Source organism: Asticcacaulis sp. P2_B1, assembly GCF_056404915.1.
This window is the reverse complement of the sequence record NZ_JBFUDD010000002.1, coordinates 105,831-122,817: the sequence shown is the minus strand read 5'-3', so window position 1 is coordinate 122,817 and position 16,987 is coordinate 105,831. Positions and strand designations below refer to the sequence as shown.

The following is a 16,987-nucleotide window of genomic DNA, read 5'->3' as shown; positions in this document are numbered from 1 at the left end:
CTCGCCGTCGCGGACCGGTCCGGGCTCGATCCCGGTTCCGGATGAACAAATTTAGGGAGACGTCGCATGCGTTCAGTTTTTGCCAAGGCCCGTCCGGGCCTGGTCTTGGGTCTTGTCGTGTTCGTAGCCGGCTGCGGGGGCGGCGGTGGTGGTAGCGCGGGAGGTACGACACCCACACCGCCCGCGACGCCCCAGGCGGCAGCGCCGGCGGTCGCTACCTCGGCCCAGCAGAATGGCGCGGCGATTGTCAGTTTGACGTCGGCGACGGCCGGGGCGGCCATCTATTACACGGTCGACGGCACGGCGCCGACCGCGGCTTCGACGAAATATGAAGGACCGTTCCTGGTGGCGGCCAATGTCACGGTCAAGGCGATCGCCACGGCGGCCGGCACGACCACCAGCGCCGTGACGTCGCAGGATTTCGCCCCCAATATCGCCGCCGGCACACTGGTTTGGGCCGATGAATTCGACAACGCCAGCGGCGCGCCGGTGGCGCCCAATGCCGTCATCTGGGGCTATGACACCGGCAATTCCGGCTTCGGCAATCACGAGCTGGAGACCTATTGCACGGCGACATCGTCGGCGGCGCCGTGCGATGCGGCCAATCCGAATGCCTTTGTCGGCACCGACGGCAGCCTGCACATCGTCGCGCGCCAGCCGAGCGCCGGTGTTTACACCTCGGCGCGGATGAAGACGCAAGGCTTGTTCAGCTTCCAGTACGGCCGCCTGGAAGTGCGCGCCCGCGCGCCGGAAGCGCAAGGCCTGTGGCCGGCCGTCTGGGCGCTGGGGAACAATATCAACACCGCCGGGTGGCCGGCTTCGGGCGAGCAGGACATCCTGGAGCGCGTCAACGGCGCGCTGACGCCCGATTGGAACAAGGGGTCGGTCCACGGCACGGGCTTTACCGGCAACGACATTGGCGCCACCTATAATTTCCCGGCGGGCGAGACGGCCGCCGGCTGGCATACCTATGGCATGATCTGGAAGCCGGGCAGCGTCGCCTATTATGTCGACGACGCAGCGCACCCCTATACCACGATCGCGACGACGGATCTGACCGGTCATGCCGGGGCGGTCTGGCCTTTCGACAACGGCCAGAGCATGTTCCTGATCATGAACCTGGCGGTCGGTGGTGACTGGCCGGGATCGCCCGACGGCACGACACCGTTTCCGTCGGAGATGCAGGTCGATTATGTGAGGTTATATACGAATAATTAGAGCGAGATGTCTTCAGATTGAATCGGCAGCCTTAAGAAAGAACCCCTCACCCGGCAGGCTGAAGCCTGCCACCCTCTCCCCTTGAAAGGGGCGAGGGGGAGGTGAAAGGCATTCCCCGTAGTTTAAAGCTGCAGCGACGGTTACTCCGCCGCCATCAGTCCGCAATAGCTGTCGAGGAACTGTTCGTGGGTCGGCATGCGGTTGACGGCGGCGGCAATACTGCCTTTCAGGCCGGTGAGCGCCGTCTGTAGCTGGCCGCCGTCCATGAACTTGCCGAGCAGGTGCCAGCTGCGCGGTTCCTGGCGCTGGCCCAGCAGGACCTGGACCCAGGAATCGACGCGAAACAGGTCGGTCGCCTCCTGATAGGCCTGGCCGCTTTGGGTGAACAGGTCGATGCGCTGGGCCAGGCTGTCGGGAATGGCCATGGCGGCGCGGTCGCGCCAGAAGGCGCTGTCGCTGCGTTCGGTCGCCTTATAGTGCAGGACAACGAAGTCGCGCACGCCTTCCAGTTCCTTGCGCGACATGTCGTTATAATGGTCGACGACGGCGTCGGTAACGCCGCCGAAGGGGAAGAGCTGAACCAGGCGGGTAATGCCGATCTGGAAGAGGTGGATGCTGGTCGATTCCAGCGGCTCGACAAAGCCGCTCGACAGACCGAAGGCGACGCAGTTCTTGTTCCAGGCCTTTAGCCGGCGGCCGGTCTTGTAGCCGATCAGGCGCGGCTCGATGATCGGTTTGGCGTCGAGGGCGCCGAGCAGGCGGCTGTGGGCCTCGTCGTCGGACAGGTTGGCGCTGCAATAGACCAGGCCGTTGCCGACGCGGTTACGCAGGGGGATGCGCCAGCGCCAGCCGGCGTCGTGGGCGGCGGCGCGGGTATAGGGCATGAGAGGGCCGGCGGACTCGGTCTGGACGGCCAGGGCCCGGTCGGTCGGCAGCCACTGGCCCCAGTCCTCATAGCCGGTCTTGAGGGTTTGTTCGATCAGCAGGCCGCGGAAGCCGGTACAGTCGATGAACAGGTCGCCTTTGACGCGCGTGCCGTTGTCCATGGCGAGCGCCGTGATGAAGCCGGTTCCGGCATCCTGTTCGACGGTCTTGATCTTGCCTTCGACGCGTTTGACGCCGGCGGCTTCGCTCATCTTGCGCAGGAATTGGCCGTAGAGGCTGGCGTCGAGATGATAGGCATAGTTGATGCGGGCGTTTTCCCCGGTCTCGAACTTGCCGGCCTCCGCCGCCTGGAGCTCGAAGCAATAGTCGCGCAATTCGCCGCCCCAGCCCTCGGCGCGGGCCTGCAGCCACATGTGGTGGAAGGGCGCCATCCAGGTCGATTTGCCGATCACACCGAAGGAGTGGGTATAGCGGTCGCCGAGGCGCGCCCAGTCCTCGAAGCCGATGCCGAGCTTGAAGGTGGCATTGGTGGCGCGCAGGAAGGCGCGCTCGTCGATGCCGAGCAGATGGTGGAAGTTGCGCACGGTCGGGATGGTCGATTCGCCGACGCCGACCGTGCCGATGTCCTCGGATTCGACCAGGGTGATGTCGAGCAGGGGGCCGAGCAGGCGGCTGAGGCCTGCGGCCGCGCACCAGCCGGCTGTGCCGCCGCCGGCAATGACCACCTTCTTCACGACCTGTTCCATGGCGTTCTTCTCTTGTTTTCAGCGGTTGAGTTTGTTGAGCACTTGTGCGCGCAGGCGCCGGGCCTTCATGTCGTCGAGCGGGCCCAGGGGGCCGCGGGCGTGTTCGGGCAGGTGTTCGCCCGCCCGTTCGGCCGGGCCGAAGACGTAATAGTCGAAGAGATTGCGCCAGGCCTGTTTTTCACTGTCGGGGCGGTCGCGCAAGGACAGCAGGGCGTGCAGCAGGGTGGTCATCGGCGTATCCATGAAGGCCGGCGACGTGTTCCACCAGTAATTGACCAGGATGTTGAACGGGTCGAGGGCTTCGACATGATGCCACCACATGGCCGGGTAAAACAGCACGTCGCCGGGTTCGAGGTCGGCGACCTGGGCCGCCGCCAGGGCCTGTTCGAAACGGGGGTAACGGTTGAAGTCCGGGGCGGTGAAGTCGACCATGCTGACGACCTGGCCGCCGGGGGTGGGCTCCAGCGGGCCGGGATAGAGGTTTTCGACCTGCTCCGGCGGAAACAGGGTGAATCTGCGGTGGCCGGCGGCGCAGACCGCCAGGTTGTGCGACATGTCGAAATGAGCGGTGGCGGTGGTGCGGTTGCCGATCCAGATGCTGGCCAAATGGCGCTCGAACATCGGATGGTCGAGGGCGAGGCCGTTGTCGCGGCCCAGACCCGGCAGATATTGGTCGAGATCGGTCGACCCGATATAGAAGGACGGCGCGCCGGCGTCGTCGAGATGGGCCAGGATGCGGTCGAGGACATCGCCGAGCGGCACGCGGTCGGCCTGGAAGTTCATGCCGTTGACGTCGTCATTGTAGAAGAAGCGGCCCTTGATCGCGGGGGCGCCGGTATAGGCGGTGACGGGTTTGCCGGCGTAGAAGCCTTTGAGATAATCTGCGGCGGCTTGGGCCGAAGCCAAACCGGCGCGGACCAGCGGCCAGTCGCGCGCCGCCCCTTTGAAGATCACCGGCCGCTGGTCGGCCAGCAAGCGCTCGAACGGCAATCCGGCGGCGTTTACCCCGGTGATGACGTCGGTTTTGGTGAAAATTGGGGTCATGCTGGTCTCTTACGCCAGCGCGCGGCGGCGGGTTTTGATCTCGATCAGACGGTTGATGTTACCTGTCGAGCTGACGACATGAAAGGCCAGGGCGAGAAAGCCTTCGGCGTGCAATTTCGCCAGCGCGGGGCCGTCGAGACCGGCGAGGGCTTCGGCGCTGATCGAAAACAGGCCCGGCAGGTCGTATTCCGTGCGTTCGTCGAGCCGGATCTTGATGTCGACCGGCGCGATCAGGCCGGCCGCGATAAAGGCCGCGAACATGGCGGCGCTCATCTCGGCGCCGACGTGAAGCGCGCGCAGGGCATTGGCGGTGCGCTCCAGGGCCGGCGCATTGCCGCCGTGGGTCAGGAACAGGGGCTCGCCTTCGCTGTGGCTGACGCGCGGATGGTCGAGGTCGACATGGATGACGGGTTCGCGGCGGCCGTCGCTGTCGGCTGCATCGCCGCGGAAGCCGATCATGAAAGGACCGCGGGTCAGGATGGCCGGAATATAACGTGCTTGCCAGACATCGCCGTCGAGAAAGAGATTTTCGTTGTTGTCGAAGCCGAGCAGCACAAAGGATTCGAAGCCGCCTTCGCGGTTCTGGCGGAAGAAGATGGGATATTCCCTCTGGAGCGCTTCGTACTCCGTCGGCACGACCAGGGTCTGATTGGTCGCGTCGCCGTATTCCGGGCCGTGGCGGGTGATGATCCTCAGATCGTGATGCTCGACGTTATCGAGGAGAACAGGTTGCGCCATGACCACACTACCGGAATTTCAGGGTTGTACAAAAAGCAATAAGGCCGCGGCGAACCGCGGCCTTACCGTGACGGTTATGCTGTCATATTAGAACTTGTAGCGCACGCCAAGTTGGTAACGCGAGTCAAGTTCCTGCGCAAAGTACAGGTTGGTCTTGTCGCGACCGTATTGGCGGATATGCGCCTTGTTCAGGTTGAGGCCTTCCAGGGTGATCTGGATCGACGGAGTCACACGATAGTTGAGTGCCGCATCGACCGTGCCAAAGGCTTCGGTGTACAGGGGGTCGCCTTGGGCGCCGACATTGGTCGCGGAGATGAACTTGTCGCGCCAGTTGTAGGAAACGCGGCCCGACCAGTCACCCTTGTCGTAGATGGCGGTGACGTTGAAGGTGTTCGACAGGCCGAGCAGCGGGAACTGCTGGGTGCCCGGAGGGGCCGAGTTGTCGAACTCGATGTCGCCGTTGACGGTCGTCAAGCTGCCCGACACACCGAAGCCGGTGTCGCCGAAGAAGTGCTGGAAGGCAAATTCGAAGCCGTGCAGGTTGGCGGTCTTGTTGTTCACCGGGATATTGGTGTCGAACACGAACAGCGGGTCATTGGGGTCGGCCGTCAGGTCGTAGGCTTTGAGCACCTGGTCGACATAGGTCTGTTGCAGGTTGCCGTTGCCGTCCAGATTATTTTGGTAATCCGACTTGGCCTTGGCCTGCGCCCCGGAAGCGGTGTAGTTGTGACCCGGGTTGCCCGGATCCGCGGTGTTGAGGTAGTGGTCGTACAACGCCGTCATGGTGAACAGGTTCACATCCGTCGTCGATTGATTGATCGAACCCAAGAGATCCTTGGCGACGCCCGAACGGGAACCGGCAGCACCCGACGACGGGTCACGCAGGCCAAACGGATTGGTCTGGATGCGGCCCGTACCGACGAAGTTGTTGACGTCCTTGTTATAGAAGCCCAGGGACACATAGCTGTCCGTGGCGTAGTACCATTCGACCGAGAAATCGACGTTGGACGATTCCAGCGGCAGCAGGCCGGGGTTGCCGCGGGCGGCCGTCGGATTGGTGCCGTTGGCGGTCGGACGTGGCGGTGTGCCGACGGTCGTCGTGGCGTAGAGATTGCCGTAGGCGGCGCGGGCGATCGTCTTCGAGAACGAGGCGCGGGCGATCAGGTCGTCACGGACGTTCCACGAGATGTCGAGGTTCGGCAGCCAGTTATCGTAGTTCGACTTGTACTGCTGGTGAACCGTGGCCGAGCTGCTGTCGAGCGTGAAGTCGTTGTCGGCGGTCCAGCGGATGGCCACCGGCGTGCTTTGCTCAGCGATCGCCTTGACGTCGGTCTTTTCGTAGCGCAGGCCGGCGACGACAGTTGCCTGACGGCCGAGGAAGTCGCCCTTCATGGTGAACTGGCCGTAGGCGGCCTTGATGTCTTCCTCGACGGAGTTGGACGTCAGGGCGGCGGTCGGGATGTCCTTGTTGTACAAGGACGACTTGGCCAGGGCCTTGTAGATGTCGAGGGCGTTACCGCGGAACGCGATATCGGATTGACCCGGCGTGAAGTCGTCGAAGAGGCAGCCGAGGCAATAGGTGGTGATCATGCCCGGCGCATACTGGGCGACGTCACCCGGATTGCCGATACCCCAGTCGCCCAGCGCCTGATAGGTGCTGCCCGTCGTGGTCGTCATCTTCGACTTGATGAAGTCGACACCGGCGTCGAAGCGGCTGTCGCCGAAGTCATAGGTGAAATCCGCCCGTGCTTCGTCGATCTTGTGTTCCTGGCTGTTGGTCGCCATACGCGCCACCTGGGAACCCAGATCGCCCGCATCCAGCTTGCCGTTGTTGTTGCCACGGTAGCCGATGATGATCGGATTGCCGTTGCCGTCCTTGACGACATTGCCGTTGGAGTCGGTCTGATAGACCGGATTGCCGTCCCAAACGGTGTACTTCTGTACCGGAATTTCGCCGGTGAAGTCGACGGAGTGATCCTTGACGACGGGGGCGCCGATCGAGATCATGACCGAGCTGGTGCCGTTCGGGTTGTTCGGGCTGGCCTTGCCTTCGGCGCTGTGCACGTCGAAGGTCATGGTGGCGCGGTCGTTGATATCCCAGCGCGCATTCAAGCCCGCGGATTTCAGCGTATTCTTCTGGCTGAGGAGCTGTTGCTCGAAGCCGATGTCCTTCGTGCCGTTTTCATTTTCCTGCAGGTAGAGGGCATTGTAGATGCCGGACTCGCCCTTTTGGAAGGTGATGTTGTCGAACGGACGGTTGAACCAGTTGGTTTGCTCGGCGCGCTGTTCGTTGCCGATGTTTTCGACATACAGGGCGTCAGCGGTGAACAGCCAGTTTTCCGACGGGCGGAACTGGACGGTGGCGCCCAGGTTGGTGCGCTGGTTGTGCGTTTGCGACAGGGCATAGCGGCTGTCGTTCGGATAGGCGATCAGGGCGCCGGCCGATGGCATGTCGCCCTTGATGCTGGTTTGCAGGGTCTTGGCGTTGGTGTTCGGATCCGTGGCGTAGCGCAGACGGCCGCTGTTCGGGTCGAAGAACTGGCTATAGGTGTCCAGGTTCCAGTTATTCTGCGTGGCCTGACGGGTGGTGGCGTCACGCTCGGTATATTGACCGAACAGGGCGAGGCCGAAGGTCTTGGAGTCGTTGGTCCAGCTGTAGGCGCCGGTGAGCTCGGGAGTCCATTCCTTGCCGTCGACAATGTTGTCGCCATGCAGGGCCTTGAGGCTCAGCGAGCCGGTCGAGCCGGCCTTGTTGATCGGACGCAGGGTCTTGATATTCAGCGTGGCGCCGATACCGCCGGAAGCGACATTGGCCTTGCCGGTCTTGTAGACTTCGAAGCCCGAAATGCTGTCGGCAGCGATGTTCGAGAAGTCGAAGTTACGCGAACCGCCGCCGGCGAAGGTGTTGCCGGTACCGATCAGGTCGATGCTGGCCGTCGGCATGACGCGGCCGTTGAGGGTGACGAGGTTGAAGCCGGGACCGAAGCCGCGGACCGTGACCTTGGAACCTTCACCATTGACGCGGTCGATCGAGACGCCTGGAATACGCTGGACCGACTCGGCCAGGTTGGTGTCCGGATACTTGCCGATGTCTTCGGCGGTAATCGCGTCGACGACGCCGGTCGCGTTCTTTTTGATATTCATGGAACGCTGCAGCGAACCGCGGATACCGGTGACGACGACGACGGTGGTGTCGTCGACGGCGGCGGCAGGCGCCGCTGCGTCCTGTGCGAACGCCGGCGCCGTCATGGCGCCGAGGGCGAGCGTGGATACGCCGCCGAGGAATGCCGTCCGCAACAACTTGCCGACGGGCTTGTGTGACAGTCTATTTTTCATAGCCTTCTCCCTGGTTATTATGATACCGAGCCGGCCTCTGTCTCCTTTTTCCGCCCGAGAATGCGGCTAAAAGTTAGGACGAGGTGGCAGTCTTAAGTCCGGGGCGGGGGTAACTGCATGATGCCCGCGCTGCCGGTAGTATTCGCCCCCGAAAGTGCGAAAGTCTTAAAGTCCGACGACCGAAAAGATCATTTTGGCGACCGCGCATCTTGCCGGCAGTGCCGTCACAAGGCCTGGATCTGAAAAAGATGGGGCCGCCCCTTTTGGGAGGGCGGCCCCCGCACAGTTTGGGAAGAAACCGTGTAAGGCGGCACATAATCCACAATCTATGGGGGTATATGCGCCGGTGCTCAAGGGCACGCCTGATTCAGATCTGTCTTTGGGCTATGTGTCCGGGTCCGCGGGTCATTGAACGACTCGTCGCGCGTCGCACAAACGGTGCGGCGCCACCGCCATCTCATGGAGATGGCGGTGTCAATGGCCGGGCCGGCCAATGCGAAGGGCCGTGATCAGGTCGTCTGGCGACCTCGTGTTCGAAAAATGTCCATGTGGTGTCCTCAACTAATTTTTACAAAGACCGCATCTTCGTGCGACCCGCTTTCACTGGTAGCGAACGCTTGATAGCGCTACCATCGATAGCCTAGAGTTAAGGTGAAATGTCAGGTATGTCAACGGTCAACAGTGGGCTGCCCAAACTTTTACAGACAAAAACCACCCGTGTTACCTCAACGCCACAATTTATTTAATTATCATACGATTGGTTTAATTGTCATATGAATGAATATTGGTACAGTCGTGGCGACAACTTGTCGTTCGGTTTGCAGTGCACCCAAATACTGAATTGGCAGGGGGCGGACAACTTGGCATTTGAGGCGTGCCGCCGCCAAAATGGCGAGCCTTTCTGAAAAACAGCCATGCGCTCAAAAGTGGTTTTTTCGTTATGTTGCAGCGACTTAAAGTTTTGTTGCCGTCGCCAAATAAATCGCGCGCCTGGGGAATTCGTCTTCCGGTGCGGTATCTGGAAACCATGGCTCCGTCCGGCCTAAATTTGGCAAATTTGTGGCGGAGAGTCTTGCGCAGGCGTGTCTTGCCGCTGTAACCGCATTGCTCGCGAAGTTCGTACGCAGCTGCGAAAAGGGTGCCCGTGAAAGTGCCGGAACGGCCATCGCCGGCCGGCCTGAAAAGTTTTTTCAAGCGCGACCACAACCATTTCGTGCCGAAAAAAGGCGGCATTCCCGACAATGGCCAAACAAAATTGCGCGGAGCCGTGATTGCCTGCTGGACATTCGGAAATTATCGCCCGTCCGCCTATTCGGTGGCGGCGCCCATGCTTTTTAACGCCCGACGGCCGCTGTCGTTGCCCGGGTTGAGTTTGAGCGACATGCGGTAGTTCCTGATGGCGTTTTCGGTGTCGCCGGCCTTCAGACAGGCCTCGCCGAGAGAATCGTAGACGTTCCATTCGGCCGGATAGGCCTCGACATTCAACTGGAACAGGGCGATGGCGCCCGGTACGTCGCCCATGCGCATGACCTGGTAACCCATGGCATTGAGCTGGCGGATCGAGACATCGTAGCCGTCCGGTTCGTCGCGGCGAAGCTGATGGTACTGGGCGACCGCCGCGGCCGCGCCGCCGCGCCGATAGGCGCTCCACAAGGGGATGGCGATGTCGACGGTCGGACAGGCCACAGTGCGGTCCGGTCCGGCCTGCCAATGCCGCCACGCACACAGGACATTGGCGATGACGGCGCTGCCGTTCGAGCTGTTGGTCATGATGACGATACCGTCGCCGGTCGCAGGCACGACCTGGAACAGGCTCTCCCAGCCGCTGTTCGATCCGCCATGGCCGATGCCGGTTTGTCCGGCCAGTTGTTCGGGGCGCACGGTGTAACCCAGGCCATATTGCGGATCCGGGCCGTAAGGGTCCTTATCGGCCCAGCGCGAATTCGGCTGAGCCTGTGCCATCAGGGCGACGGTTTCGGGCGTCAGCACGCCGCGCCCGGTTTTCCGGCCGTGTTTGCGTGCCAGGGCGGCCTCGGCGAACGCGGCGAGGTCGCGCAGATCGGTCGTCAGCCCGGCTGCGGCCAGTTCGTTGTAGCGCAGGGTCGGCAAGGGCTTTCCCAGGGCATCGTAGCCGGTCGCCATGGTCGTCGCATAGGCATCCGGCAGGCCGTACTGGCTTTGCGACATGTGGAGCGGTCGCAGGATATTCGACTTCATATAGGCCTGGAACGGTTGACCCGAGACGTCTTCGATCAGCAGGGCGAGGATCAGGTAATTGGCACCGGAATAGCGGAAGGCGGCGCCCGGCTGGGCGATCACCTGGACCTGACCTGTGCCCGTCTTGCCGGACAGCACGTCTTCGATCGGCGGCAGCGGCGACGCGGGATCCCAGCCGTGAAAATCGTGCTCGGAAATACCAGAGGTGTGGCTGAGGACCCGCCTGACCGTCACCTGGTTGTTATCGAAGGCCGACGGCGGCAGATGCCAGCGCTTGAGATAGCGGTCGACCGGTGCGTCGAGGTCGACCTTGCCTTGTTCGACCAGGTGCATGACGGCCCAGGCGGTCGGCGTTTTCGAGATCGAGCCGACATTGAATTCTGTCTCAAGGGTCACGGGTCGTGCCCCGGCGACGTCGGCCATGCCGTAACCGTGCATCCACACGACCTTGCCGTCGCGTATCAGGGCCACGGCGGCGCCCGGGACGGAAAACTTGCTGAGAAGACCGGGCATGGCCTCGGTAACCTGGTGTTCGAAGGCGACTGAGGCGTTTGAGGAGGGGGCGGGTTTCGCGGCAAAGGCCTGGCCGGCCGGCATGGCCAGGGCCGTCACGGCCAACAGGCCGGCAAGGCGGAGCGAGGTTGAGGCTTTATGCGTCATGGCGCTACATCGTCCGGACCGAGTAAATGCACTTCTTGAAGCACCCACTGATAGCCGCTGCCCGGAGGATTGGCGGCGAAGTGCGTGCCCATGAACAGATTGGAGAAGTTGGCCGAATAGGACAGCCAGGCGGTCTTGCCGTCGGGGCTGATGAACTTCGAAGGGAAGTTGACGAAATAGGCCTGCTCGCCGAAATCCTTCATATAGGAGACCAGTTTCCACGGGCCGGTCATCTGGGGCGATTCCAGGATGTAGGTATTGAATTTCCCGACCGTATTGGTGCCGTCGGTCACCGCCATCAGGTATTTTTTCAAGGGCGCGTCATAGGTCATGGTGACCGAGCCCATATTGTTGTTCCACTTCACCAGCGGCTTCATGGCGGCAAAGTCGTGGGTCCAGACGGGTTTGCCCGCGGCGTCGTTGCCGGCGAAGAATTCGTATTGCGACGCATCGTCCATATTGGCCGGCGTCGGGGTGACGCGCGCCAGATAGACCTCATCCGCCGTGACCCAGCTCAGATTGGCGTCGCGGTCCATAGGGTCGGGATCGGAGGCGCCATGCGCCACCAGATAGGCCTTGCCGTCGGGGGAATATTGCATGTCGCGGCCGAAATCGACGAAATGCGGGGCGCCCATCCTGATCTTGCCGCCGAAGCGGGCGGGTTCGGGAAACAGCGGATGGTCGGGCGTATGCCGGGTTTCTTGCCAGGTCTTGCCATTGTCCTGCGAATAGCGAAATCCGGTGAACGGGCCCAATATGTCCCAGTTGAGCTTCTTGTCGGGCGATTGATTGAGGCTGTAGGTCCCGTAATACCAGACGCCGTGATAGGCCAGGCTGCCGGCCGGATAGCGCCCGCCATAGGGCGCCGCACTGGCCATGACCGTGCCGGCGTCGGTGATGGTAAGATGCAGCGGATCGTCGCCGGCGATCGTGGCGTAACCGGTCGTCGCTTCGGTGCCTTTGTAGGAACCCGAACCGATGCCGTTGACCATGCCGTCGGTCCATGGCGAATACATTTTCCCATCTGCCGCCCATGACGGATACCAGGTGTCGGCCGTGGTATATTCGGCGTGGCGGCCGGTGAAGGCGATGCCGGTCAGGTCCGCCGAGGCCGCGAAGGGTGTGTCCGCTGGCGGTTGCGACGGCCAGATGGCGAGCGCGGGGGCGGGTTTCAGGGCGGCATGGACCGTCAGGGCGATGGCCTCAAGCTCGCTCTGGGTGTTGAAACAACCGTCATTGGCCAGCAGGACATAGGCCTCCCGGCTGTCCGGGAAGAGGAGGGTCTGGCTCGACATGCCGAAGACGCCGCCGCTCTGCCAAATCTTGCGCTCGCCTTGCGGTGTGGTCGCCATGTCCCAGTTCATACCGCGGCCATAGTCGGTCAGCGTGCCGGCGACGAGGGTATGGGACTGCGCGATCACCGGATCGCTTTCGTCGAGATGCCAGATGGCGTATTTGATCATGTCCTCGGTGTCGGAATAGAGACCGCCCGCGGCGCCGGCATTGGCCAGGTGATAGGGCACGGTCAGGCCGGAGACGCCGTAGCCCTGGGCCAGGCGGCGGCGATCGGCGAGGCCGACGTCAAGCATGGTATGCCGCATATCCAGCGGCCCGGTGATATAGCGCTTGAGCAGGTGGGCGTAGCTGTCGCCATAGACCTGTTCCAGGCCGAAACCGACCAGCTTCATGCCGATATTCGAGTAGCTGACGGTGGTGCCCGGTACGGAGGCCAGCCGGACCTCATGCAATTCGCGCAGGTAGCGCGCCCGGTCATAGCCGCGTTCACGGGCGACCAGTTTGGCCGGCAAGGTGGTGAAATCCGGGTTCTTGAACAGATCGCTATTGTCCGGAATATCGCGCGGCATGCCGGAGGAATGGGCCGTCAGGGTGCGCAGGGTGATCGGCCGGCCGTCGAGCTCCAGGTTCGGATAGGGGGCGGGGAGATAGGCGCGGAAATCGCCGTCAAGGGTCATCTTGCCGTCGAGAATCGCTTTGGACGCCAATACGCCGGTGAAGGTCTTGGTGACCGAGCCGATTTCGTAGAGGGTCCGTTGCGTCGGCAAGTTGGTGTGGCTTTTCGAGGTGGTGCCGTAATTGTAGAAGCGGGTGTCACCGCGAATATTGACGGCCATGGACAGGCCGACATGGCAGGGATCCTTGAAGAAGGCCTCGGTAGCCGCCGCGACGGCGCTATCCTGAGCCGCGGGATTGTCGGCCGACGCGCAGACGGTAGGCAGCGCGGCCGTTGCGACGACAGCGATGAGATAGGCGGCTTTCATGAACGACTCCGGCGAAACGTTGGGCGAGCGTCAAACATCGACAGTATCCATGTGACAAATGGTGAGATCGCTTGTGGCGAAAACCAGCAGGTAACGCGTCACGCCTATGGAATTAAATCGGTATTTGACGATGCGGTCGATTGGCTTTTGGTCGCGGTCGACCCCCTTGCCTTCCACATTCAGACATTGCAGGAAGGCCAGAGACGGTCTTTCCGTCTCAGCAAGACGTGACGCAATTGTTTGCGTAAAGGCCTCGTTTGGGTCGGCTTGTGGTGCGATGTCACGACTAAGAGGACCCAGCGCAGCCAGGTAAAAGACGGGCTTGACGTCAACCAGATAAGCGACGCGATTGAGCGTGCCATCGATATTCGCTTCAAAGCGTAGCAACCAGTTACGGTCCGGATTGATCTTAGCGTCGGCATAGAAGAAGGTGGCCGGCGCCATGGGCAGAAGCACGACCGGATCGGGCCCCACGCCCGTCCAGATCAGGCGCCCGGTGACCGCTTCGATCCATGTCAGGGAACCGCGGAAATCGTAATAGCCGCTGAAGGTCTGGAGTGTCGCCGCCGGCACGTCGATGACCCGCGGCTCGTCGGGGGCCAGTCCCGGCAGAAGTATCCGGGAAATTTGGCTGGCGATGGCCTCGGGCTGTCCTGCGTCATTGTTCATAAGGACAATGATCGTCAGCCGGTCATCGGGAAAGCGAACGATATGGTTATGAAACCCAGCCGTTCCGCCACCGTGCCACAGACGGCGATGGCCTTTGATCCGGTCGATAAACCAGCCGAAACCGTAGCCACTCTCGGGATCATGCTGGTCGCCGTAGGATCCCGGCGTGAAAGCTTCGCTCAGCAGATTCGCGTTAATCAGCTTGTCGCTGTAAAGAGCCTGATCCCAGGCGAAGAGATCGTCCGTCGACGCATAGATTCCTCCGTCGCCCAAGGTCGCGCTGGTAAGGCTTTGGTCGCTCAAGGAGAAGCCGTTGCCCGCGGGCGAATAACCGAGGGCACGGTTGGCAATGCTGGATACCCCCGCCTCATAAGCCACGGTATGGGACATCCCGAGGACGTCGAAGATATTTGCTTTGAGGAATGCGGCGAAGGTGACGCCGGCCAGGGTCTGCACGATCCAGGCCAGCATAATGTAACCTGAATTGCTGTATTCGAATTGCGAACCGGGGATGAAGGCCGTGCGAGTCTGTCCCTTGAGGATGGCGAACACTTCCGCGTTCTGGACCTGAGTTTTCCGGTTGGGGTCCAGCAATTCCGCGAAGTCGAGGAGTCCGGACGTGTGGTTGAGCAACTGCCTGACGGTAACTGCTGCACCATAGGCCGGGAAGTCGGGAAAAATATCGGTAAGCGTACTGTCCAGGCGCAGCCTTCCGCGGTTGACGAGGATCAGGACCGCCATGGCGGTAAATGCCTTGCTGAGCGACGCCAGGCGAAAATTGGTCTGATTGGTGAGCGGTACCGGATTGTCCAGCACTGCTAGGCCCAATGCCCGTTTGTAGACGACTTGTCCCTCCTTGATCACAGACACGCTGACGCCCGGGGCATCATTGCGATCGAACGGCTTCAGCAGATTGTCTATTTGCTTGGCCGGATCGGCCGCGGTTGCTCCCGCCGCCGAGGCCATGCGCGGGCCGACAAGGCAGGCGGCCGAGGTCAGCAAAAAGGCGCGTCTGATCATGAAAACCTCGAAGCCTGGACATACAGGCATCTGTTTACACCTATAACATAGGTTATTCAATACCTATGTTATAGGTTGGCGGTGCCGGCCTCTTTCAGCGCCTGGACAGTGTCGTCGAAATGGGCCGACATGGCGTCCTGGGCGGCAAGGACATCGCGGTCCGCCACGGCACGGGCTATGGCTTCGTGGACCTCGATCATTTTCCAGCGCCCGGATTCGCCGGCGCGGCTTTGCCATCCGATCGACCAGTTGGCCCGGGTGACCGATTCGAAGGCCCTGACCATGGTGGTGAACATGGGGTTGCGCGCCGCTTCGGCGATAGCGACATGCAGTTTCAGGTCGTGCTCCATGACGGCGGACGGCTGGGCGAAATCGCGGCGCATGCCGGCGGCGTGGGCCAGGATGGCGTCGGCCTCCGCCTCGGTCCGGTGCAGGGCGGCCAGGGCCGCGGTGCTGATTTCGATCGAGCGGCGGACGGCCAGGACCTGCTGAACCGAGACGTGGTTGGTGTAGACGACGTGGTCGAACATCATGCCGAAGACGGCGTAGTCGGGCACGGAAACGCGGGCGGCGCGGCCATTGCCGATGTCGAGAACACCGAGAGCGGACAAGGAGCGGTTGGCTTCGCGCACGATGACGCGGGAGACGCCGAGGCGCTCGGTCAGGGCGTTTTCGCTGGGCAGGCTGTCGCCGATATGCAGGTTCTCCGCCCGGATCAAGGCAATGATGCCGGCTACGGTGCGGGCCACCAAACCGTCGGCATGGGTGGCGCTGCTGTCGCTCATATCGGCCAAGAACCGCTCCCGTCATTTCACGAACCAAAGACCGACGATCATACGCGCCTTGCCGCCGGGCAGGAAGAGGCTTTGCAAGCCGGCCCAAAGGCCTTAACGGTGAGCGTTATCCGAGGAGATTTGCATGACACATGTTACCGGTCCGTTGGTTCGTCTCCAGCGCCTGGACTATGACGACGAGATCCTGGCGCATGTGGTCACGCCGAAGGGCGCTTTGACGATCACGCGTGGCCTGGGGTCGGGTCTGGCGCGGCGTCCGGGCGATCCCGCGGACCGGTTGTGGGCCGTCGGCGACCGCGGTCCGAACGTCAAGGCGCCCTTCGCCATCGACCATTACGGCCTGGATCACCTCAAACCGTTCCGCAAGATCGACGGCGTCAAGGTCATGGCCTTCTCGGATGGCCCGGCCATCGGCCCGGCGATTTCGGAGCTGCGGCTCGAAGGCGACCGGGTCGTGCGCGTTCGCACCCTGGCCCTGACCGATAGCGGCGGCCGGGCGATCTCGGGCCTGCCGATTCATGACGGCATGGGGGAGACAGCTATCGACATGGCCGGCCGCATCCTGGCGCCCGATCCGTCCGGCGCCGACAGCGAGGGTTTGGCCGCCGCGGCCGACGGTACGTTCTGGGTGTCTGACGAATATGGTCCGTCGCTGCTGCATGTCGGCGGCGATGGTCGGGTCGTGAAGCGTTGGGTGCCAGAGGGGACGGCGTCCGCCTTTGCCGGCGCCGGCTATCCTGTTGCCGACGTCCTGCCGGCGATCTCTACACGGCGTCAGTTCAACCGCGGCTTCGAAGCCGTCGCCCTGTCGCCGGACGATGCCTGGCTCTATGTCGCTTTCCAAAGCCCGTTGGCCCATCCCGATGAGGAGGCCCATCGTCATGGCCGCCATATCCGTATCTGGAAGCTGAACAGTGCGACCGGCGAAGTGGCGGGCCAGTTCCTTTATCCCCTCGACAAGCCGTCGAGTTTTCGGCGCGACGCGGCGCTGGGCGAGATGCACCGGTCGGATCTGAAGGTCAGCGAGATCACCACGATCGCGGAGGATCGGCTGCTGGTCCTGGAGCGCGGTTCCGCTACGGCCAAGCTTTATGTCGTGGCCCTGGATGACGACTGTGCGATCGACCGCCGGCACCTCGATGTGGCGGCACGGCCGACCGTGGAAGAGCTCAGCGGGGAGAATCTTGGCGGTGTGGCGCCGGAGTTGGCCAAACGCCTGGTGTTGTCGACCGACGATTATCCGCAGATCGATGCCGACCTGGAAGGCGCTGCCATCCTGGGGCCGCGCACCCTGCTGTTGGTCAATGACAATGACTTCGGCGTCGCCGGTGTCCGGACGGCGTTTTGGAGGGTCGAATTGGGGGCCGATCTTTAGGCATTT

At 62.3% G+C, this 16,987-nt stretch carries 10 protein-coding genes; 2 read left to right on the top strand and 8 right to left on the bottom strand.

Annotated features, from left to right (window positions below; all coding sequences use genetic code 11):
* Positions 1–66 precede the first annotated feature (66 nt).
* Complete coding sequence (locus tag AC1DX3_RS04945) at positions 67–1,218, top strand: chitobiase/beta-hexosaminidase C-terminal domain-containing protein (RefSeq protein WP_476988134.1); 1,152 nt, start codon at positions 67–69, stop codon at positions 1,216–1,218.
* A gap of 140 nt (positions 1,219–1,358) precedes the next feature.
* Here AC1DX3_RS04945 and AC1DX3_RS04940 read toward each other — a convergent pair whose 3' ends face one another.
* The 8 genes from AC1DX3_RS04940 to AC1DX3_RS04905 form a co-directional block, all read right to left on the bottom strand.
* Positions 1,359–2,849 carry a tryptophan halogenase family protein gene (locus AC1DX3_RS04940; protein WP_476988133.1) on the bottom strand — a complete coding sequence of 497 codons (1,491 nt, stop codon included), beginning with the start codon at positions 2,847–2,849 and terminating at the stop codon, positions 1,359–1,361.
* A gap of 18 nt (positions 2,850–2,867) precedes the next feature.
* Positions 2,868–3,893, bottom strand: a complete 1,026-nt coding sequence (locus AC1DX3_RS04935) for a cupin-like domain-containing protein (RefSeq protein WP_476988132.1) — start codon at positions 3,891–3,893, stop codon at positions 2,868–2,870.
* Between the two features lie 9 nt (positions 3,894–3,902).
* Positions 3,903–4,631, bottom strand: a complete 729-nt coding sequence (locus AC1DX3_RS04930) for a SapC family protein (protein WP_476988131.1) — start codon at positions 4,629–4,631, stop codon at positions 3,903–3,905.
* Positions 4,632–4,718: 87 nt separating this feature from the next.
* Positions 4,719–7,967: a TonB-dependent receptor gene (locus AC1DX3_RS04925; protein ID WP_476988130.1), complete on the bottom strand. Its 3,249-nt coding sequence runs from the start codon at positions 7,965–7,967 to the stop codon at positions 4,719–4,721.
* A gap of 1,308 nt (positions 7,968–9,275) precedes the next feature.
* A complete protein-coding gene (locus AC1DX3_RS04920; protein WP_476988129.1) occupies positions 9,276–10,844 on the bottom strand; it encodes a serine hydrolase in 1,569 nt (522 codons plus the stop codon).
* Positions 10,841–13,123 carry a serine hydrolase gene (locus AC1DX3_RS04915; RefSeq protein WP_476988128.1) on the bottom strand — a complete coding sequence of 761 codons (2,283 nt, stop codon included), beginning with the start codon at positions 13,121–13,123 and terminating at the stop codon, positions 10,841–10,843. Before AC1DX3_RS04915 ends, AC1DX3_RS04920 begins: the two co-directional genes overlap by 4 nt.
* A gap of 30 nt (positions 13,124–13,153) precedes the next feature.
* Positions 13,154–14,794 carry a serine hydrolase domain-containing protein gene (locus AC1DX3_RS04910; RefSeq protein ID WP_476988127.1) on the bottom strand — a complete coding sequence of 547 codons (1,641 nt, stop codon included), beginning with the start codon at positions 14,792–14,794 and terminating at the stop codon, positions 13,154–13,156.
* An 86-nt stretch (positions 14,795–14,880) separates the two neighbouring features.
* Positions 14,881–15,597 carry a FadR/GntR family transcriptional regulator gene (locus AC1DX3_RS04905; protein WP_476988945.1) on the bottom strand — a complete coding sequence of 239 codons (717 nt, stop codon included), beginning with the start codon at positions 15,595–15,597 and terminating at the stop codon, positions 14,881–14,883.
* A 133-nt stretch (positions 15,598–15,730) separates the two neighbouring features.
* On the opposite strand from AC1DX3_RS04905, the gene AC1DX3_RS04900 reads away from it, so the two are divergent.
* Positions 15,731–16,981 (top strand): esterase-like activity of phytase family protein, encoded by a 1,251-nt coding sequence (locus AC1DX3_RS04900; RefSeq protein ID WP_476988126.1) that lies wholly within the window; start codon positions 15,731–15,733, stop codon positions 16,979–16,981.
* The last annotated feature ends 6 nt before the right edge of the window (positions 16,982–16,987 follow it).